Origin of the sequence: Streptomyces radicis (genome assembly GCF_003626575.1) — a bacterium.
GTDB lineage: Bacteria > Actinomycetota > Actinomycetes > Streptomycetales > Streptomycetaceae > Streptomyces > Streptomyces radicis.
The window spans coordinates 15453-35614 of record NZ_RBDY01000024.1; the positions used below are offsets into that span (position 1 = coordinate 15453).

The window sequence follows — 20162 nt, forward strand, 5'->3', positions numbered from 1 at the left end:
AATCCGTTCCCCGGTCAGGCAGACCCCTGCCACACCGCGTCTACAAGAAGGTGCCCGACGCGAAGGTGAGGATGATCTGCGGAGCACCCGAGAGGATCGCGCCGACGGCCGCGGTCAGCGCGATCGCCCCGGTCAGCGGCGCCGCGGGGCGCATGCCCACCCGCGACGCGCCCCCCGGCTCCGCCCTGAACAGCACCGCGGTCCAGCGCAGGTAGTAGTAGAGCGCGATGGCCACGTTGAGCGCCATCACCACCGCGAGCACCCCGAGCCCCGCGTCGACCGCCGACTCGAAGACCGCGACCTTGGCGAACAGCCCGATCACGCCGGGCGGCAGCCCCGCCAGGCACAGCAGGAAGAACGCCAGCGCCAGCGCCGCGAACGGCTGCCGCGCCCACAACCCCCCGTAGTCCGCGATCCGATGGGCCCTGGCGTGCCGCGCCACATGGGCGGCCACGGCGAACGCGCCCAGGTTCACCGCCCCGTACATCAGCGCGTAGGCGACCGCCGTGCCCACCGCGCCCTCGTCCGTGTACGCGGCGGCGGCGAGCGGCACCAGCAGATAGCCCGCCTGCCCGACCGACGACCAGGCGAGCAGCCGTATCGCGCTGTGCGGCGCCTCGGGGTCGGTGCGCAGGGCCGCGACGTTGCCCGCGGTCATGGTCAGCCCGGCGAGCACCGCGAGCGCCGGGCCCCACAGGTCGCCATGGCCGGGGAACGCCCCGCTGGTGACCAGCGCGAGACCGGCGAGCCCCGCCGTCTTGCCGACCACCGACAGATACGCGGCGACCGGCAGCGGGGCGCCGAGATAGGTCTCGGGCACCCAGAAGTGGAACGGCACCGCCGCCACCTTGAACGCGAACGCGACCAGCGTCAGCACCACGCCCGCCTCGGCGAGCGTGGCGAGCCCGGGGTCGGCCGCGGGCAGCTGTTCGGCGATCTCGGCCAGGTGGAGGCTGCCCGCGCCCGCGTACACGAAGCTGATCCCGAGCAGCCCCACCGCGGTCGCGGTGATCGAGGCGAGGAAGAACTTGAGCGCGGCCTCGGGCCCGGCGTTCCGCACGGGCGCCCCCGCCCGCCGCAGCCCCACCAGGGCGTACGCGGGCAGCGTGGTCACCTCGAGGGCGATCACCAGCGTGGCCAGGTCGCGCGCCGCGGGCAGCAGCGCGGCGCCCGACGCGGAGCAGAGCAGCAGGAACCAGAACTCCCCGCTTGGCGGCGCCTGTTCGCCGTCCTCGCCCTCGTCGTCCCGCTCCCCCGAGCCCGGCAGCGAGAGCAGCGCCGCGAGGAACGCCCCGGCCAGCACCAGCAGTTGGACGATCACGGCGAAACGGTCGGCGCTGTAGGAGCAGAGCCCCGCGTCGCCCGGCAGGCAGAACGTGGCGCGGTCGCCGTCGCGCAGCGGCACCAGCGCGAGCGCGGCGAGCGCGAGGCCGCCCACCGCGAGCCACCCGAGGACCGCCTTGCGCGCGGCGGGCAGGAAGAGGTCGGTGACCAGCACGGCCACGGCGGCCACCGCGGCGATCAGGGGCGGGGCGAAGACGGCCCACTCGACGGACTGGACGAGGTTCATCGGACGGCTCCCGGCAGGAGGTGCTGCACGGCGGGATCGGTCAGGTCGAGCAGCACGGCGGGCCAGAGCCCGGCCAGCAGCGTGAGCACCACGAGGGGCGCGAAGGCGGCGTACTCATGTGCGCGCAGATCGGGAAGCGCGCCCTCGACGTCCCCGGCGCCCCCGGCACCCTCCACTCCCCCGGCGCGCTCCCCCGGCGCGTCCCCCATACACACGCGCCGCACCACGAGCAGCAGATACGCGGCCGTGAGCAACGTGCCGAACGCCGCGATCGCCGTATAGGTGAGGAACGCGGGCCTGCTCAGCCCGTCGGCCGGGTGGAACGCGCCGAGCAGCGCGAGGAGTTCGCCCCAGAAGCCCGCGAGCCCCGGCAGCCCGAGCGACGCGACCGCGGCGAACGCCAGCAGCCCCCCGAACCGCGGCGTCCGCCCGTACAGCGCCGCTCCCCCGCCCCCCGCGAGCCCGTCGAGATCGGTGGTCCCCGTCCGCTCCTTCAGCGCTCCCACCAGGAAGAACAGCAGCCCGGTGATGAGCCCGTGGGCGACGTTCGCGAAGAGCGCGCCGTTGACCCCCGTCGCGGTCAGCGTGGATATGCCGAGCAGGACGAAGCCCATGTGCCCCACGGACGAGTACGCGATCAGCCGCTTGAGGTCGCCGCCGGCCCCGCGCCGCACGAGGGCCAGGCACGCGAGCGACCCGTAGACGATCCCGGTCACGGCGAACGCGCCCAGGTAGGGGGCGAACGTCTCCATCCCCTCGGGCGCCATCGGCAGGGCGATCCGCACGAGGCCGTAGGTGCCCATCTTCAGCAGCACCCCGGCGAGCAGCACCGAGCCCGCGGTCGGCGCCGCGGTGTGCGCGTCGGGCAGCCAGCTGTGCAGCGGCCACATCGGCGTCTTGACCGCGAGCCCCAGCCCGATGGCCAGCACGGCGACGACCTGGGTGGCGTGGCTGAGCCCGGCGCCGTCGGCCTCGGCGAGCGCCACCATGTCGAACGTTCCGCCGCGCACGCCGATCAGCAGCAGCCCGAGCAGCATCACCACCGAGCCGGTCACCGTGAACAGCACGAAGCGCCACGCCGCCGCCTCCCGGCCCGCGCCGCCCCAGCGCGCGATGAGGAAGTACATCGGCACCAGGACCATCTCGAACGCCAGGAAGAACAGCACGAGATCGAGCACGGCGAACGTCGCGAGCGTGCCCGCCTCGAGCAGCAGCATCAGCGCGGTGAACGCCGCGGGCCTCGGCCCCTCAGGCGGCCTGACCAGCGTGTACAGCGCGCACAGGAACGTCAGCAGCGCGGTCAGCACGACGAGCGGCAGCGAGATCCCGTCCACCCCGAAGTGCAGCCGCACCCCGAGCGCCGGGATCCATGGCACGTCGCTCTCGGCCTGCACCGCGGCCGGGTCGTCGTGGTCGAACGCGGCCGCGAGGACGAGCGTTCCCGCCAGGACCGCGCCCGTGACCGCGACGCCCGCCCAGGCCGGGACGCGGGGCAGCAGCACCGCGGCGGCGCCCAGCAGCGGGAGCGCGATGAGCGCGACGAGAAGCACCTGCATGGTGGTGTCGTTCAGCGTGATCATCGGTCAGTCTCCGGCGGCGAGGACGGCGGCGACGGCCAGGACCAGGGCTCCCGAGGCCATCACGCTGAGATAGGTCTGCACGTTGCCCGTCTGCGCGCGCCGGGTCAGCGCGCCGAGCAGCCCGGGCGCGCCCGCGGCGCCGCGCACATAGGTCTCGACGACGGTGGCGTCGAGGAAGCGGACCAGTCGCGCCGCGGCGCGCACGGGCCGCACGAACGCCGCCGCGTAGAGCGCGTCGAGGCGGAACCCCTCCTCCGCGGGCCCGTGCAGCGGCCCGAGCAGGCTGGGCGCGGGGTCGACGGGCCCGTCGCCCTCATAGGCGCGGCGCCAGGCGGCGTAGGTGACGACCCCGCCGAGCAGCGCGGCGCCCGTGGCCAGCACCGAGGTGGTGAGCGTCGGGGCGAGGTCGCCGTCGTCGAACCACTCGGGCAGCACCCGGTAGCCGAGCCCGAGCAGCACGGTGGGCACGGCCAACAGCCAGAGGACGGCGGAGAGTTGGGGGCCCGTCTGATGCCCGGGCGGGACCGGCTCGGTGCGGGCGGCGACCGGGTCGTGGAAGGCGACGAGCCACAGCCTGGCCGCGTAGGCGGCGGTCAGCAGCGCGGCGGCCAGGCCCGCGGTGAGCACGATCCAGCCCGCGGCGGCGGGGATGCCGTGCTCGGGGTCGAACGCGGCGTGCTCGGCCGCGCCGATGACGGCCTCCTTGGAGAAGAAGCCGGAGAAGGGGGGTATCGCGGCCAGCGCGAGCAGCCCGACCGTCATCGTCCAGTAGGCGTCGGGCGCACGGCCCTTGAGCCCGCGCATGCGCGACATGGCGGCGAGCGACCCGGTGCCCGCGGTGTGGATCAGCACGCCGGCGGCCAGGAAGAGCAGCGCCTTGAACGCGCCGTGCGTGAGCAGGTGGAACACCGCCGCCTCGCGGTCGGCGACGGCCAAGGCACCGGTCATGAAGCCGAGTTGGCCGATGGTCGAGTAGGCGAGCACGCGCTTGATGTCGTCCTGGGCGAGGGCGGCGAGCGCGGAGCCCAGCATGGTGAGCGCGGCGACGGCCGCGAGGACCACGAGCGCGGCGGCCGACGACGCGAAGACGGGCAGCAGCCTGGCGATGAAGTAGACGCCGGCGGCGACCATCGTGGCGGCGTGGATCAGCGCGGAGACCGGCGTCGGGCCCGCCATCGCGTCGGGCAGCCACGTGTGCAGCGGCACCTGCGCGGACTTGCCCGCCACCCCGGCGAGCAGCAGCAGCGCGATCAGCGTGGGGTGGTCGAGCGTGGTGGGCGACAGGGTGGAGGTCAGCCCTGCGGCGATGTCGCTGATCCGGAACGTCTGAGCGTCGGCGGCGAGCGCCAGGATGCCGATGACGAACGGCACATCGCCCAGCTTGGTGACCAGGAACGCCTTGATCGAGGCGGCCCGCGCCGCGGGCGTCTCCCAGTGGTGGCCGACCAGGAAGTAGGAGCAGATGCCCATGGTCTCCCAGCCGACGAGCAGCACCACCAGGTCGTCGGTGTAGACGACGAGCAGCATGGCGGCGGTGAAGAGGGAGACCAGCGCGGCGTACGAGGGGTAGCGGGGGTCGTCGCGCAGGTAGCCGGTGGAGTAGATCTGCACGCACGAGGCGACGACGGCCACCAGCACGGCCACCAGCACGGCGAACCCGTCGAGGTGCAGGGCGAGCTCGATGGGCAGCGCGTCGTTGCCCGTGGGCGCGAGCCGCGTGGCCGCCTCGACGGGCTCGCCGCCGTCCTGCCGGACCGCGACCAGGACGGCGAACGCCGCCGAGGCGAGCGTGGGCAGCACGGCGAGCGGCCTGACGAAGCCGGGGGCGCGGCGCCCGCCGAGCAGGATGAGCGCCGCCGCGGCGAAGGGCAGCAGCGGAACGAGAACGGCCGCTGTCGTGGTGTTCAAGAACACTCCTCGTGCACTTCTCGCTCAGTTGGGCGCTGACTTGGGCGCTGCTTCTGTCGCTGCTTCGGTCGCTGTCCCGGTCACGGAACGGTCGTCCTCGATCGGATCCTGATCGTCGCCCCCGCCCCCGCCGCCCTCGCGCAGCCCGGTCAGCCGGTCCACCGCGGAGACGCCACGGTCGCGGTACACAAGGAGGACGATGGCGAGCCCGATGCCGATCTCCGCGGCGGAGAGGGCGATCAGGAAGAGCGTGAAGACCTGTCCCGAGTGGACGCTGTCGCGCAGCCACACGTCGAACGCGACGAGGTTGAGGCTCACGGCGGCCAGCATCAGCTCGACCGACATCAGCAGCAGGATGGCGTTCCTGCGGGCCAGCACGCCGTAGACGCCGACGCTGAACAGCAGCGCGGACAGCACGGCCGGGTAGACGAGATGCATCAGGAACCCCCGTTCCCCTGGGCGTTCCCGCGCCGCCTGGAGAGCACGATGGCGCCGACCAGCGCCGCGAGCAGCAGCACGGACAGCGCCTCGAAGGGCAGCACCCACACGCGGAAGAGGCTGTCGCCGATCTGGTCCGACGTGCCGTGCGGGGTCTCCAGGTCGATCCAGGCGGTGCGGAACGCGTCCACCACGAGCGTCACCAGCGTCGCGGCCGAGGCGAGGGAGACGACCAGCGCGACCGGTCTGTTCCGGCCGTCCGCCTCGGGCGAGGGGCCGATGGGCGCCTTGGTGAGCATCAGCCCGAACAGCAGCAGCACGACGACCGAGCCCAGGTAGATCAGCACCTGCACCCAGGCGACGAACTCGGCGGTCAGCAGCAGGTACTGGACGGCGAGGCCGCCCAGCGCGACGACGAGCCACAGCGCGGCGTGCACGAGCTGCCTGCTGGTGACGCACAGCACCGCGGCGCCGAGTATGACGAGCCCTGTCAGGACGAAGACGATCTCCTGGCCCGAAGGCGAGAGGTAGCCGTTGCCGCCGCTCACGCGCCCTCCCCGGACACGGTCCGGCGCTCGACCGCCTTGGGCTCGGCGGCCCCGCGCTCGACGGCCTTGCGCGCCGCGGCGACCTCCTTGGGCTCATCGGCCGCCGCGTCGAGCGGCGGCGGCTCGGGCACGGTCCACATCCACTCCCGCAGCCGGTCCCGCTCATGGGTCAGCTCATGGATGTCGGTCTCCGCGTACTCGAATTCCGGCGACCAGAAAAGGGCGTCGAACGGGCAGACCTCGACACAGATCCCGCAGTACATGCACAGCGAGAAGTCGATGGCGAACCGGTCCAGAACGTTTCTGCTGCGCTCCCGCCCTCCCGGGGCGGCGGGCGGCAGGGTCTCCTTGTGCGAGTCGATGTAGATGCACCAGTCGGGGCACTCGCGGGCGCACAGCATGCAGACCGTGCAGTTCTCCTCGAACAGCGCGATCACGCCCCGGCTGCGCGGCGGCAGCTCCGGCTGATGCTCGGGGTACTGCCGGGTGACCGCACGCCGCGTCATCGCGCGGAAGGTGACGGCAAGACCCTTGGCGAGCCCGGATCCCAGGCTCATCAAATCACCACCTTGAGGGTTCCGGTCAGCGCGATCTGGGCCAGCGCCAGCGGGACGAGCACGGTCCAGGCGAACTTCTGGATCTGGTCGGCGCGCAGCCGCGGCCACGCCACCCGCGCCCAGATCACCAGGAAGCACAGCGCGGCGGTCTTCAGCAGCGTCCACAGCCAGCCGAGCTGGTCGGCGAAGGGCCCGTGCCAGCCGCCGAGGAAGAGCACGGCGGTCAGCGCCGAGAGCACCACGATGCCCGCGTACTCGGCGAGCAGGAAGAACGCGAACCGCAGCCCCGAGTACTCGGTGTACGCGCCGAAGACGATCTCCTCGGCGGCGATCGGCGCGTCGAACGGCGGGCGTTGCAGCTCGGCGAGGCCCGCGGTGAAGAAGACGAACGCGCCCACCAGCTGCCAGGGCACCCACCACCAGCTGAACTCGTCGAGGATGCCGGTCAGGCTCAGGGTCCCCGCGGCCATGGCGACCGAGGCGGCGGACAGCAGCAGCGGCAGCTCGTACGCCATGAGCTGCGCGGCGGTGCGCAACCCGCCGAGCAGCGAGTACTTGTTGGCCGATGCCCAGCCGCCCATGAGCGAGCCGAGCACCCCGACGCCGAGAACGGCCAGCACGAAGAACACCCCGGCGTCGACCACCTGGCCGACCATGCCGTCGGGCCCGAACGGGATGGCGATCAGCACCACGAGGTAGGGGATCAGCGCGACGGCGGGCGCCAGCTGGAAGACACGGCGGTCGGCGCCCGCCGGGACCGTGTCCTCCTTCTGCGCGAACTTCACGCCGTCGGCGACCAGTTGGGCCCAGCCATGGAAGCCGCCCGCGTGCATGGGGCCGACGCGGCCCTGCATGTGCGCCATCACCTTGTGCTCGCCCTGGCCGACCAGGAGCGGCAGCAGCAGGAACGCCATCAGCACGGCGAGCACCCGCACGGCGACGTCGAGCGCGTCCATCAGCGTTCGCCCCCCTCGTCAGGCGCGTCGCCCTCGGCGCGATCCGGCGCGTCGCCCCGGGCGCGGGGGGCGCGTTGACTCGCCGAGCCCTCGCCCGCCGAGCGGTTGCGCCGGGGCGCACGCCGCTCGGCGCCCGCGCCGGCGCCCGCCGCACGGGCCCGGCGCGCGGGCGCCGGGGGCAACTGGCCCTTGAGCGGCCCCCACTCGTTCGGATCCGGCACGCCGGGCGGCAGCGTCTGGCGGCGCTTGGGCCCGCCGTGCTCCGACTCCCCCGGCTCCTTGGCGCCCGGCCACGCCTTGACGACGCGGGAGGCCAGCACGAAGTCCTTGCGCAGCGGATGCCCCTCGAACGCGTCGGGCAGCAGCAGCGGCGTCAGCCCGGGGTGCCCGGGGAAGTCGACGCCGAACATCTCGTGCGTCTCCCGCTCGTGCCACGCCGCGCCCGCGTACACCCCGGTCGCCGTCGGCAGCGCGGGCGCCTCGTGCGGCACGGTCGTCCGCAGCAGCAGGCGGCGCGGCGGGGCGCCGACGGCCACCACGTGCGCGCACACCAGGAAGCCGGTGCCCGGCTCGTCCACCGCGCTCAGCCAGTCGAAGAAGGCGCAGCCGAGCCGGTCCCGCGCGACCGTGAGGGCCGAGGTCCACGCCGCGGCGGGGACGTCGACCGTCAGCACGCCGTACGCCTCCGCGGCCTCCGCGCCCTCGCCGAACAGCTCGCCCGGCTCGTCGGGCAGCCAGCCCACCGTCACCGGGCGTCCTCATCGGGGGCGACGAGCCCGCTGGTCAGCGCGGCGGGCGACGCGTAACGCCCGGGCACCGACTCGTTCGCGATCTTCTCCTGGAGCGTGAGGACGCCCTGGAGCAGCGCCTCGGGGCGCGGCGGGCAGCCCGGCACATAGACGTCGACGGGGATGATCTGGTCGACGCCCTTGGTGACCGTGTACGAATCCCAGTAGGGGCCACCGCAGTTGGAGCAGGCGCCGAACGAGATCACATACTTGGGCTCCGGCATCTGCTCGTAGAGCCGTTTGACCGCGGGCGCCATCTTGTCGGTGACCGTGCCCGAGACCACCATGAGGTCGGCCTGCCGTGGCCCAGGCGCGAACGGGATCACGCCGAGCCTGATGAAGTCGTGGCGCGCCATCGAGGCCGCGATGAACTCGATCGCGCAGCAGGCGAGGCCGAAGTTGAACACCCACAGGCTGTAGCGGCGGCCCCAGTTGAGCACGACCTTCATCGGCTCGGGAGCGAGCCGGGCCAGCGGCCCCAGCGCGGGCCCGGGTGACCGCACGGGTCTCACGTCCATGTCACGTCCCAGTCACGTCCATGTGAGAACGCCCTTCTTCCAGGCGTAGAGCAGTCCGACGGTCAGGAATCCGAGGAAGACGAACATCTCCACCAGCGTCGTTCCGCCGAACCCGTCGGCGGCGAACACCGTGGCCCACGGGAAGAGGAACACCGAGTCCACGGCGAAGATCACATACAGGAACGCGTACACGTAGTACCGCACCTGGGTGTGCGCCCAGCCCTCGCCCACGGGGTCCACGCCGCACTCGTAGGTGAGCAGCTTCTCCTCGGTGGGCACCGTGGGCCGCAGCAGCGCGTTGGCGCCGAACGCGACCGTGACGAACAGCACACCGACCACCGCGACCAGTCCGACGACCGCGTAGCCGTGGAAGTAGTCGGGCACGGGGGCCTCCGTCGGAGCTGTTCGGCCAGGTTCGGGGGTGCGGGTGCGGTACGACTGCACGGGAGTCTAGGGGGTGCCGCGCCCGTTGTGACCATCGCGCCCAGCCTGAACCGGTGGGGATAGCCCTACCGTCGTTCACCGACCCACCCCATGGCGGCCACCTTCGGCCGGCGGCACCCTTGAGCCCATGACCAGCAGCACATCGCCGGGGCGGGCCGAGCCGCTGCCGCCGCCCCGGGGGCCACTCGGCCGCGGGACATGGCGGGAGATCGGCTATCTGCTGTCCAGTTGGCCGCTGGCCCTGGCGACGTTCCTCTGTGTCGTCGTGTGGCTGTGGACGGGGGCGTTCCTGTCGCTCACGGTGATCGGCCTGCCGGTGCTCGCCATCGGCCTGTCGGGGCTCCGCCGCATGGGCGCCTGGGAGCGGGCCCGGGCCAGGGCGCTCCTGGACGTGCGCGTGGACGAGCCGAGCGCGCTGCGCCGGGGCCGCGGCGGTGGCTTCCTCGCATGGCTGTGGTCCGCCCTGAAGGACCCGGTGGGCTGGCGCACCGCACTGTTCTTCGTCGTGCGGCTGCCGCTGTCCACGGTGACGTTCTGGCTGACGTTCGCCCTGATGACGACGGCGCTCTGGCCCGTGCTTCCGTGGGTCGTCCGCTGGTTCACGCAGGTCGACAGGGCGCTGGTGACGGGCCTGTTGTCGCCGTCGGACGAGCTGGAGCGGCGCATCGCCGAGCTGGAGAGCGACCGCGCGACGGTCACCGACGCGGCGAGCGCCGATCTGCGGCGGATCGAGCGTGACCTGCACGACGGGGCACAGGCCCGCCTCGTCGCCCTCGCCATGGACCTCGGCCTCGCCAAGGAGAAGCTCACCGAGGACCCCGAGGCCGCCGCCCGCATGGTCGACGAGGCCCACGGCGAAGTCAAGCTCGCCCTCCAGGAGCTCCGCGACCTCGCCCGCGGCATCCACCCCGCCATCCTCACCGACCGCGGCCTCGGCCCCGCGCTCTCCGCCGTCGCCTCCCGCTGCACCGTCCCCGTGCGGGTCACCGCCGAGCTGCCGACCAGGCCCGCGCCCGCGATCGAGGGCATCGCCTACTACGTCGTCTCCGAGCTGCTCCAGAACGTCAGCAAGCACAGCGGCGCCCGGCACGCGGACGTCGAGTGCTGGCGTTCGAAGGAACGCCTGATGCTCCAGGTCACCGACGACGGCCACGGCGGCGCCGACGCGGAAGCGGGCTCGGGCCTCGCGGGCCTGGCCGAACGCCTCGCCGCCGTCGACGGCGTCCTGGTCGTCGTCTCCCCGCCCGGCGGCCCGACCACCATCACCGCGGAGCTGCCCTGGCGGAGCCGCACCACTCGCGCGACCAGCGCGACCAGCGCGAAAGGGGCACCCCGATGAACGTCCTGCGCCTGCCCTTCGGGGCGCGCACCTGGCGGGAGGGCACCCACCTCCTGCTCAACCTGCCGCTCGGCATCGCGAGCTTCGTGGTGGCCGTCACCGGGCTCTCGGTCAGCGGGGGCCTCCTGATCACCTTCGTCGGGCTGCCGCTGCTCGCGGTCGTCCTGCTGCTGCTGCGCCTGTTCGGGCGGCTCGAGCGGGGCAGGGCCAGGGTCTTCCTCGGCTGCACCGTCGCCGAGCCCGAGCCGCTGCGGACGCGCGAGGGCCGCAGGGGCCTGCTGGCCTGGACCGAGGCGATGCTGCGCAGCGACGTGTCATGGCGCGCGACCGCGTACGCCCTGCTCCAACTGCCGTGGGGCATCCTGACGTTCTGCGCGGTGATCACGCTGTGGGCGGCGGGCCTCGGCGCGTTGACGCTGCCGCTGTGGGGCTGGGCGATCACCCGGTACACCGACGAGCCGGGCGTCGGCATCGACACCGACGGCGAGGGTGGCGGCTGGATCTGGGACACGCCGTGGGAGTACGCGCTGGTCGCCCTCGTCGGCCTGCTGCTGATGATCCTGGCCGGGTGGCTCATCCGCGCCCTGGCCGCCGTGGAGCGGACGCTGGTGTCCGCGCTGCTCGGGCCCTCGTCCGCCGCGACCCGCGTGCGGCAGCTCGAGACCGACAGGACCGTCGTGGTGGACACCTCGGCCGCCGATCTGCGGCGGATCGAGCGTGACCTGCACGACGGGGCACAGGCCCGCCTCGTCGCCCTCGCCATGGACCTCGGCCTCGCCAAGGAGAAGCTCACCGAGGACCCCGAGGCCGCCGCCCGCATGGTCGACGAGGCCCACGGCGAAGTCAAGCTCGCCCTCCAGGAGCTCCGCGACCTCGCCCGCGGCATCCACCCCGCCATCCTCACCGACCGCGGCCTCGGCCCCGCGCTCTCCGCCGTCGCCTCCCGCTGCACCGTCCCGGTCGCCGTCGAGGTGGAGCTGGCCGAGCGCCCGGCGGCGGCGATCGAGGGGATCGCGTACTTCACGACGTCCGAGCTGCTCCAGAACGTCAGCAAGCACAGCGGCGCCAGGCGCGCGGGCGTCGACGTGTGGCGGGCCGATGACCGGCTCATGGTGCAGGTCACCGACGACGGCCACGGCGGCGCCGACGCAGAAGCGGGCTCGGGCCTCGCTGGCCTGGCCGAACGCCTCGCCGCCGTCGACGGCCTGCTGGCGATCAGGTCCCCCGCGGGCGGCCCGACGACCATCACCGCCGCCCTCCCTTGGCGCGATCGCGCGGCTGCCCGGACCGCGGCGAGGTGAGATCCTTCAGGGAGCCGGTGGGGATCCCGCCGATGTGACCGGGGGAACGCCGACGTGATCAGGGGAACGGGGAACGGGACGTGCGGGTAGTCATCGCCGAGGACTCGGTGCTGCTGAGGGAGGGCCTCACGAGGCTGCTCAACGACCGCGGGCACGAGGTCGTCGCGGGCGTCGGGGACGGGGAGGCGCTGATCGCCGCGGTGTCGGGGCTGGCCGAAGGCGGCGCCCTCCCCGACGTGGTCGTGGCCGATGTGCGGATGCCGCCCACCCACACCGACGAGGGCGTCAGGGCGGCGGTGCGGCTGCGCGAGCGCTTCCCCGCGCTCGGGGTCCTGGTCCTGTCGCAGTACGTCGAGGAGCAGTACGCGACCGAGCTGATCGCCGGGTCGTCGCGCGGGGTCGGCTACCTGCTGAAGGACCGGGTCGCGGACGTCAGCGAGTTCGTCGAGGCGGTCGCCCGCGTCGCCACGGGGGGCACGGCGCTCGACCCCGAGGTCGTGGCCCAGCTGCTCGGCCGAAGCCGTAAGCAGGACGTCCTGGCCGGACTCACCCCCAGGGAAAGGGAAGTCCTGGGACTAATGGCGGAGGGCCGCACCAACTCCGCGATCGCCACCCAACTCGTGGTGAGTCACGGCGCGGTGGAAAAACACGTGAGCAACATCTTTATGAAGCTCGGCTTGGCGCAGAGTGACACAGATCACCGGCGGGTTCTGGCAGTTCTGACCTACCTCAATTCGTAGTCCCCCCTGACAGGCTGTCCATGATCTGATCACCATCAGGAAGGTATGCCTAACCCGCGTACCATGGCTGGTGAAGAGCCGCCTCGAAGGAGGGCTACAGCAGTGACCACTGAGGTCGACCAGGCGCACCTGGGGAGCAAGGACGTCAGGCGCCTGGACCGGGTGATCATCCGCTTCGCGGGGGATTCCGGGGACGGAATGCAGCTGACGGGGGACCGATTCACCTCCGAGACCGCGTCCCTCGGGAATGACCTGTCGACGCTGCCGAACTTCCCCGCGGAAATCCGGGCACCGGCCGGCACCCTCCCCGGAGTCTCCTCCTTCCAGGTGCACTTCGCGGACCATGACATCCTCACCCCGGGTGACGCCCCCGACGTGCTCGTCGCGATGAACCCCGCCGCCCTCAAGGCGAATCTCGCCGATGTGCCGCGCGGCGCCGAGATCATCGTGAACACCGACGAGTTCACCACCCGCGCCCTGGCGAAGGTCGGGTACGACGGGAACCCCCTGGAGAACGGCTCCCTCGACGCGTACAGCGTGCACCGCGTGCCGCTGACCACGCTCACGGTCGAGGCGCTCAAGGGCTTCGACCTGACCCGCAAGGAGGCGGGCCGCTCGAAGAACATGTTCGCGCTGGGCCTGCTCTCCTGGATGTACCACCGCCCGACGGCGAACACCGAGCGGTTCCTGCGGTCCAAGTTCGCCAAGCGCCCCGAGCTCGCCGAGGCGAACATCACGGCCTTCCGCGCCGGCTGGAACTTCGGCGAGACCACCGAGGACTTCGCCGTCTCCTACGAGGTGGCCCCCGCCGCCTCCGCGTTCCCCGCGGGCACCTACCGGAACATCTCCGGGAACCTGGCGCTGGCCTACGGCCTGATCGCCGCGTCGCAGTGCGCCGACCTGCCCCTCTTCCTCGGCTCCTACCCGATCACCCCCGCCTCCGACGTGCTGCACGAGCTGTCCCGCCACAAGAACTTCGGCGTCCGCACCTTCCAGGCCGAGGACGAGATCGCCGGTATCGGGGCGGCCCTTGGCGCGGCGTTCGGCGGGGCGCTCGGCGTGACCACCACGTCGGGCCCCGGCGTCGCGCTCAAGTCGGAGACGATCGGCCTGGCCGTCTCCCTCGAGCTGCCGCTGCTCATCGTGGACATCCAGCGCGGCGGCCCCTCCACCGGGCTGCCCACCAAGACCGAGCAGGCCGACCTGCTCCAGGCGATGTACGGGCGCAACGGCGAGGCCCCGGTGCCGATCGTCGCCCCCGCCACCCCGGCCGAGTGCTTCACCGCGGCGATCGACGCCGCCCGCATCGCGCTCGCCTACCGCACCCCGGTGTTCCTGCTCTCCGACGGGTACCTGGCGAACGGGTCGGAGCCCTGGCGCGTTCCCGAGACGGGCGAGCTGCCCGACCTGCGCGTGCGGTTCGCCACCGGGCCGAACCACACGCTGCCCGACGGCACCGAGGTCTTCTGGCCCTACAAGCGCGACGAGGCCACCCTCGCGCGCCCCTGGGCCGTCCCCGGCACCCCCGGGCTCGAGCACCGCATCGGCGGCATCGAGAAGCAGGACGGCACCGGGAACATCAGCTACGACCCGGCCAACCACGACCACATGGTCCGCACCCGCCAGGCCAAGATCGACGGGATCGACGTGCCCGACCTGGTCGTGGACGACCCCGAGGGGCCGCCCGGCGAGGGCGCCAAGCTCCTGGTGCTCGGCTGGGGTTCGACCTACGGTCCGATCACGGCGGCCGTCCGCCGGATCCGCCGGGCGGGCGGCAGCGTCGCCCAGACCCATCTGCGCAGCCTCAACCCCTTCCCCAAGAACCTCGGGGAGGTGCTGCGCGCCTACGACCGGGTCGTCGTCCCCGAGATGAACCTCGGTCAGCTCGCCACCCTGCTGCGCGCGAAGTACCTGGTGGACATCAGGTCCCTGACCCAGGTCACCGGCCTTCCGTTCAAGGCCGAGCAGCTCGCATCCGCTTTCGAGGAGGCCCTGGACGATGCCCGCTGAGGCGCCCATCAAGACCGGTCCGCGGACCGCGCTTTCCCTTGTTCCCACCGCGGAGAAGCCGCAGAGCGCCAAGGACTTCAAGTCCGACCAGGAGGTCCGCTGGTGCCCTGGCTGCGGCGACTACGCCGTGCTGGCCGCCGTCCAGGGCTTCATGCCCGAGCTCGGCCTGGCCAAGGAGAACATCGTCTTCGTCTCCGGCATCGGCTGCTCGTCCCGCTTCCCTTACTACATGAACACCTATGGGATGCACTCCATCCACGGCCGCGCCCCGGCCATCGCGACAGGCCTGGCCGCCGCACGCCGCGACCTGTCCGTGTGGGTCGTCACGGGCGACGGCGACGCCCTGTCGATCGGCGGGAACCACCTGATCCACGCCCTGCGCCGCAATGTGAACCTCAAGATCCTCTTGTTCAACAACCGGATCTACGGCCTCACCAAGGGCCAGTACTCCCCGACGTCCGAGCCGGGCAAGATCACCAAGTCCACGCCGATGGGCTCGCTCGACACCCCGTTCAACCCCTTGTCGCTCGCGCTGGGCGCCGAGGCCTCGTTCGTGGCCCGCACGATCGACTCCGACCGCAAGCACCTGACGGGCGTGCTGCGCGCGGCCGCCGCCCACCATGGCTCGGCGCTGGTGGAGATCTACCAGAACTGCAACATCTTCAACGACGGCGCCTTCGAGGCCGTCAAGGACAAACAGCGCGCCCAGGAGGCCGTCATCCGCCTCGAGCACGGCGAGCCGATCCGCTTCGGCGCCCCGGCCGATGACGGCCTCGGCGGCAAGGGCGTGGTCCGCGACCCGGCGAGCGGCGACCTGGTCGTCGTGGACGTCGCCGAGCACGGCACCGAGGGTCTTGTCGTCCACGACGCGCACGCCGCGTCGCCCACCACGGCGTTCGCCCTCTCGCGCCTGGCCGACCCGGTGACCCTGCACCGCACGCCCATCGGCGTCTTCCGCAGCGTTCGACGTCCCGCGTACGAGGACCTGTTGGCCGACCAGCTCGAGCAGGCCGTCGAGCAGCGCGGCAAGGGCGACCTGGCGACGCTGCTCGCCGGGAACGACACCTGGACCGTCGCGGGCTGACCGGGGCACCCCCGGGGTGACGGGCTGTCACCCCGGGAATGAGCACCCCGGGAATACCACCCCGCCCGCGCGGCGCTCACCCTCGGGGGAACGCCCCCGGCACGGCGACACGACGGCGCTCGACGGCGGGAGGCAGCGATGGCAGCAGGGGGCGGAACGGCGAGCCGGGCCGGTCTCGCGTACGGCTTCGCGTGCTTCGGCATCTGGGGCCTGCTGCCGCTCTACTGGGAGCTGATGGAGTCGGCGGGGCCTTCCGAGGTGCTGGCCCACCGCATGGTGTGGTCGCTGCCCACGGCCGTGCTGCTGCTCCTGGCCGCCCGCAGCTGGTCCTGGATCAGGCCGCTGCTGCGCCAGCCCAGGCGGCTGGCGCTGCTCGCCACGTCGGCGTCGCTCATAGCGGTCAACTGGTGGATCTTCATCTGGGCCATCGCCGAGGGCCGCGTCCTCGAAGCCTCGCTCGGATACTTCATCAACCCCCTCCTCAGCATCGCGATCGGCGTCCTCCTGCTGAAGGAGCGGATGCGCCCGCTCCAGTGGGTGGCCGTGGCCATCGGCGGCACGGCGGTGCTGGTGATGAGCGTCGCCTACGGCCAGGTCCCCTGGGTCTCGCTGTCCCTGAGCGTGACCTTCGCCCTCTACGGCCTGGTCAAGAAGCGGACCGGGCTCGACGGCCTCGAGGGCTTCACGGCCGACTCGGCGCTCCAGTTCCTGCCCGCCCTCGGCTTCCTCGTGGCGCTCTCGGCGCGCGGCGACTCGTCGTTCACCACCGAGGGAACGGGCCACGCGCTCCTGCTGATCAGCACGGGTCTTGCCACCGCGCTGCCGCTGATCTTCTTCGGCGCTGCGGCCGTCCGCCTCCCCCTGTCCACGCTCGGCCTCCTCCAGTACCTCGCCCCGACGACGATGTTCGTGCTGGGCCTGCTGGTCTTCCACGAGGAGATGCCGCCGGAGCGCTGGGCCGGATTCCTGCTGGTGTGGTCCGCGCTCTCCCTGCTGACCTGGGACGCCCTGCGCCAGGCCCGCATGCGCCGGCGCACGGTGGCCCGGCACACGCCCGCCCCGGCGCACGAGGACGCCGCGGTGCGCGACTGAGGCCCGTCACTCCCCGGCGAGGACTTGATCTATGCCGCTCCCATGGCATCAAGCCCGCGGGGTGGGCCCCTGCCGCCGTCCGGGCCGCACCCGTCCCCAGCGGGACGCGACCTCACACACGGCGGCAGGGGGGATCAGGGGTGGCCGCTCGCCCCGGCGCTCAGCGGGTTGGGGGTCGTTTACCCCTTCGCTATCGGGTAGCGCGCTGGCGCCGCGTCTCCGCGTAACGTCTGGCGCGCGGCGCGATGAACCCCGGCAGCTGGGAGATGTGGCGGCTGGCCCACAGGACGGTGAAGCAGCCCATGTGGAAGGACTCGCCTCCGTGGAAGTGCAGCAGCTTGCCGCCGCTGGCGAGCGCGCTCATGTCGCAGACGGTGTAGGGCCGTCCGCCAACGACCAGTTGGTCGCCGACCCTGACCGTGGTGGCGGTGATCTCGATCGCCACCATCCCGGTGGGGTTCATCGCGCGATCACCGCCAGGGCGATGACGATGACGAGGGCGCAGCCAACGGCGGTCTGGGCAACGATCTCCGCCCGGGTGGGCTGGCGGAGAGCTGTCTCCCAGAAGGAGGAGGGCCGTAAGCCGGGTGGGTCGGCGCGCCAGACGGTGAGGGTGGTGCGGTGGGGCATGACGAACAGGTGGCCCGAGGTGAGCCCCAGCCTGATCCCGCCGTGGACGCGGGTGCGGGTGATGACCTTGAAGTGGCGCTCGCCGATGGTCAGTACGTCCCCGGTGAGGACCGATGCCGTGGTGACCTCGACACGGTGCACGCCGCTGGCCGTGGACATCCGCGGCCGCGGGCGGCGTCGCCATCGGGTGGGCCGGGAGATGTGCGAGGGGTAGGGCCGGGTCGGGGGCCAGAAGAGGAATGGCCAGAAGATGGCGGACTCCGGAAGGTCATCGTGATGGACAAGGACTGGCCGCCCGCCCCGGTCGTGACCAGGACGGGGCGGGCGGGTGCCCCGGGGCGCGCAGAGGAGGAAGCGGCTCCGGGGATGTCCGCCCGGTCGTGGGCCGGGCGGGCTTGGGCCTGCTGCCACCCGGGCCGCCGTGCCTTCTCCGGTGGGGCGGCCTCAGGGGTGACGGCAGGGGTCAGGGGTGGTGGTGCGGCTGCTCGGCGAGGTGGGTGGGGCGGTCGCGTTCGATCTCGTCGGCGCGGGCCATGGCGTAGAGGCGGCGTACGCAGCGGGGGCAGGCGTAGGCGGGTGCGGTGGCGATGCCGTTCGGCGATGCGATGGAGACGGGTCCGATCCAGACCACGGGCTGAAGGGTCTCGGGGTCGCATCCGAGCCAGCAGCGGCCGTTGACGGGTTGGTCGTTGCCTCGGTCCGGGTCGCGGAGATAGAGATCAATCGCGCCGTTCACCGCGCCTCCCGGACGGCGTGGCTCGCTCGTCGGGCGGCCTTCCGCAGTTGTGCGACGGTGGCGCGGGCCTCGTCGTGGGCGGCGTGCCGCTGGTCGGCGTCGAGCGTGCGGTCCCTCGTGCGGGCCACGGCCGCCAGCAGCCGCCCGATCGGGGCGGCCAGCACGGGCGACTCGCCCAACGGCGCGAGCGTGGCGACCAGTTCACCCGGAACGATCTCCGGATAGGGCAGGCGTGTCCCGTCGTGGCGCAGCGGGTGGAAGGTGAGCGGGATCAGCCGTTCACGCGCCAGGCAGCTCGCGCACGCGCGATGCGTCCACCCGCCCCCCGACCCGGCATGGTGCACCGCCACCACCGTCAACGGCGGCATCGTCGTCCCGCACGACGCGCAGCGCTCCGTCACGACACACCGCCCGAACCCACGTGGGCGGCGCGGTCGCGCACCCGCTCCGGGCAGCCCGGACACAGAGCAAGCGGCACCGCGGGCGGGCACTCCCGCCCGACAATCACCGTCATCGGTTCATCGTCGGACAATGGCGGCGGCGCGGGCTCCGGCAGCGGGGTGGGTCCAGGCATGACGCCCTCCTCGGTCATCAGGGGTGTGATGACCGTAGGGGCGCCCGAGCTGAGCGAGGGGCACAGTTTGTGCCCCTCGCGCACCTGTTCAGGCCGTCAGCATGCCCAGCCGCACGGCGAGTTGGGAGGCGCGCTGACGGCGCGCGGGCTGCCGGGACTCCGTCTCCTCCAGCACGATCCGCCTGGCGTAGCCGTTGTAGCGGATCGTCTCCGGCGCGGCCTCGTGCGCCCGCTCCAGCATCGCGAGCGCTGTGTCCACCTGCCCGTCCAACTGGTAGCCGCGGGCCTCCTCGATGCGGTGCCGGGCGCGGCGCGGCCGGGACGGGATAGTCGTCGCCTCCGTCGCGGCGGCCTGCCGTACCGACTCGCCCCCGGCGTGGAGTTCGACCGCGATGGTCACCGCGTGGGCGCCCATGACGGCTCGCGAGAAGCTGGTGACGGGGTGGTAGTAGCCCTTGGGCAGCCGGTCGGCGGCCGCCCTGGCCTGGTCCCAGTAGCCCCAGGCGACGCCCTTGTCGCCGCGGCGGGCCGCCGTGTACCCGGCCTCGAACCGCAACGCCCCCGCGATCGCCAGGACATCGTCGGCGGCGTCAGGGAGCAGCGGCTCCAGGTAGCGCAGCGTCTCGTGGGTGATGGCATCCGCCGCGTCGAACCGCGCGGCATCACGGTGGGCCTGGGCCAAGAGCCACGCGGCGACGCCGATCGCGTGCGGGTCGTCGGATTCCTGCGCGGCGACCATGCCGCGCTCGGCGACGCGCCACAGCAACGCCGACTCCGGCTGGTACGCCAGGAAGAACTGGCTGAGGCTGTACGTCTCGGCCAACACGGCCTGCGCCGCTCGCCGCTGGGCGCTCGTCTCCGCCTGCCTCGCGGTGAGCTGTGCGTCCCGGATCAGGCCGGGCAGCAGCGCGCCTACGACGTCGCGGTGGTTGGGTGCGGAGTGCCGCGCTGCCCACGCCCGGGACAGGCGCGCGGCCAGGTGCTCGGGCGGGGGCGCCTGCCGGTCCTCGGCGCGCAGCGGGAACGCGTTGATGACCTCGGCAACGGCGGCGAGTCGGGCGTGCCCGGGGCCGATGAACAGGTCGGTGGCCATGGCCTGGGAGCCTGTCAGCTCGGAGAGGTCGCGGATGCGCAGCACTTCGGCGATCCGAAGGATCATGGCGAGCTTGGGGACACCCAGGCGTCCGCGTTCCACTTGCTTCACCCACGACGGGGACATGCCCAGGAGCCCGGCCAGGACGGGGCGACTCATGCCCCGGCGGTTGCGCAGCACCTCCATGCGCTGGCCGAAGGACAGCGGCTCAAGGTAAGGATCCGGGCTAGCGTCGGAGGGCATGGCCTTGCTCCTT

The 20162-nt window shown here is 72.6% G+C and carries 21 protein-coding genes; 6 read left to right on the plus strand and 15 right to left on the minus strand.

Features of this window, described 5'->3' with window-relative positions; all coding sequences use genetic code 11:
• Positions 1-40 precede the first annotated feature (40 nt).
• From D7318_RS24185 to D7318_RS24230, 10 genes are read right to left on the minus strand one after another with little or no spacing between them, the layout of a single operon-like run.
• Complete coding sequence (locus D7318_RS24185; RefSeq protein WP_120699309.1) at positions 41-1570, minus strand: NADH-quinone oxidoreductase subunit N; 1530 nt, start codon at positions 1568-1570, stop codon at positions 41-43.
• The gene (locus D7318_RS24190; protein ID WP_120699310.1) at positions 1567-3150 is read right to left on the minus strand and encodes a complex I subunit 4 family protein; all 1584 of its coding nucleotides are present in this window, start codon (positions 3148-3150) and stop codon (positions 1567-1569) included. The genes D7318_RS24185 and D7318_RS24190 overlap by 4 nt, the downstream gene beginning before the upstream one ends.
• A 3-nt stretch (positions 3151-3153) precedes the next feature.
• Entirely contained in the window at positions 3154-5058 is a 1905-nt protein-coding gene (locus D7318_RS24195) for an NADH-quinone oxidoreductase subunit 5 family protein (protein ID WP_120699311.1), read from the minus strand.
• A 24-nt stretch (positions 5059-5082) separates the two neighbouring features.
• Positions 5083-5496 carry an NADH-quinone oxidoreductase subunit NuoK gene (gene nuoK, locus D7318_RS24200; RefSeq protein ID WP_120699312.1) on the minus strand — a complete coding sequence of 138 codons (414 nt, stop codon included), beginning with the start codon at positions 5494-5496 and terminating at the stop codon, positions 5083-5085.
• The gene (locus D7318_RS24205) at positions 5496-6044 is read right to left on the minus strand and encodes an NADH-quinone oxidoreductase subunit J family protein (protein ID WP_120699313.1); all 549 of its coding nucleotides are present in this window, start codon (positions 6042-6044) and stop codon (positions 5496-5498) included. The genes nuoK and D7318_RS24205 overlap by 1 nt, the downstream gene beginning before the upstream one ends.
• Entirely contained in the window at positions 6041-6601 is a 561-nt protein-coding gene (locus D7318_RS24210) for a NuoI/complex I 23 kDa subunit family protein (RefSeq protein ID WP_183091582.1), read from the minus strand. Before D7318_RS24210 ends, D7318_RS24205 begins: the two co-directional genes overlap by 4 nt.
• A complete protein-coding gene (locus tag D7318_RS24215; protein ID WP_183091583.1) occupies positions 6601-7557 on the minus strand; it encodes a complex I subunit 1/NuoH family protein in 957 nt (318 codons plus the stop codon). The genes D7318_RS24210 and D7318_RS24215 overlap by 1 nt, the downstream gene beginning before the upstream one ends.
• Positions 7557-8306, minus strand: a complete 750-nt coding sequence (locus tag D7318_RS24220) for an NADH-quinone oxidoreductase subunit C (protein WP_408055526.1) — start codon at positions 8304-8306, stop codon at positions 7557-7559. The genes D7318_RS24215 and D7318_RS24220 overlap by 1 nt, the downstream gene beginning before the upstream one ends.
• Positions 8303-8863, minus strand: a complete 561-nt coding sequence (locus D7318_RS24225; protein WP_120699316.1) for an NADH-quinone oxidoreductase subunit B — start codon at positions 8861-8863, stop codon at positions 8303-8305. Before D7318_RS24225 ends, D7318_RS24220 begins: the two co-directional genes overlap by 4 nt.
• Before the next feature lie 12 nt (positions 8864-8875).
• On the minus strand, positions 8876-9247 hold the full coding sequence (locus tag D7318_RS24230; RefSeq protein ID WP_120699317.1) for an NADH-quinone oxidoreductase subunit A: 372 nt from the start codon (positions 9245-9247) through the stop codon (positions 8876-8878).
• A gap of 187 nt (positions 9248-9434) precedes the next feature.
• On the opposite strand from D7318_RS24230, the gene D7318_RS24235 reads away from it, so the two are divergent.
• From D7318_RS24235 to rarD, 6 genes are all read left to right on the plus strand, one after another.
• Positions 9435-10646, plus strand: a complete 1212-nt coding sequence (locus D7318_RS24235; RefSeq protein ID WP_120699318.1) for a sensor histidine kinase — start codon at positions 9435-9437, stop codon at positions 10644-10646.
• On the plus strand, positions 10643-11947 hold the full coding sequence (locus D7318_RS24240) for a sensor histidine kinase (protein ID WP_120699319.1): 1305 nt from the start codon (positions 10643-10645) through the stop codon (positions 11945-11947). The genes D7318_RS24235 and D7318_RS24240 overlap by 4 nt, the downstream gene beginning before the upstream one ends.
• A gap of 80 nt (positions 11948-12027) precedes the next feature.
• The gene (locus tag D7318_RS24245; protein ID WP_120699320.1) at positions 12028-12687 is read left to right on the plus strand and encodes a response regulator transcription factor; all 660 of its coding nucleotides are present in this window, start codon (positions 12028-12030) and stop codon (positions 12685-12687) included.
• 45 nt (positions 12688-12732) lie between these two features.
• Entirely contained in the window at positions 12733-14697 is a 1965-nt protein-coding gene (locus tag D7318_RS24250) for a 2-oxoacid:acceptor oxidoreductase subunit alpha (protein WP_408055527.1), read from the plus strand.
• On the plus strand, positions 14687-15781 hold the full coding sequence (locus tag D7318_RS24255) for a 2-oxoacid:ferredoxin oxidoreductase subunit beta (RefSeq protein WP_120699322.1): 1095 nt from the start codon (positions 14687-14689) through the stop codon (positions 15779-15781). Before D7318_RS24250 ends, D7318_RS24255 begins: the two co-directional genes overlap by 11 nt.
• 138 nt (positions 15782-15919) lie before the next feature.
• A complete protein-coding gene (rarD, locus tag D7318_RS24260) occupies positions 15920-16873 on the plus strand; it encodes an EamA family transporter RarD (RefSeq protein WP_120699323.1) in 954 nt (317 codons plus the stop codon).
• 190 nt (positions 16874-17063) lie between these two features.
• On the opposite strand, the gene D7318_RS24265 is transcribed toward rarD, so the two are convergent.
• From D7318_RS24265 to D7318_RS24285, 5 genes are all read right to left on the minus strand, one after another.
• Positions 17064-17336 (minus strand): hypothetical protein, encoded by a 273-nt coding sequence (locus D7318_RS24265; protein ID WP_147437801.1) that lies wholly within the window; start codon positions 17334-17336, stop codon positions 17064-17066.
• Positions 17333-17662, minus strand: a complete 330-nt coding sequence (locus D7318_RS24270; RefSeq protein WP_120699325.1) for a hypothetical protein — start codon at positions 17660-17662, stop codon at positions 17333-17335. Before D7318_RS24270 ends, D7318_RS24265 begins: the two co-directional genes overlap by 4 nt.
• Before the next feature lie 304 nt (positions 17663-17966).
• Positions 17967-18239, minus strand: a complete 273-nt coding sequence (locus tag D7318_RS24275) for a hypothetical protein (protein WP_120699326.1) — start codon at positions 18237-18239, stop codon at positions 17967-17969.
• Complete coding sequence (locus D7318_RS24280; RefSeq protein ID WP_147437803.1) at positions 18236-18640, minus strand: hypothetical protein; 405 nt, start codon at positions 18638-18640, stop codon at positions 18236-18238. Before D7318_RS24280 ends, D7318_RS24275 begins: the two co-directional genes overlap by 4 nt.
• Positions 18641-18901: 261 nt before the next feature.
• On the minus strand, positions 18902-20149 hold the full coding sequence (locus tag D7318_RS24285) for a helix-turn-helix domain-containing protein (RefSeq protein ID WP_120699328.1): 1248 nt from the start codon (positions 20147-20149) through the stop codon (positions 18902-18904).
• Positions 20150-20162: the final 13 nt, after the last annotated feature.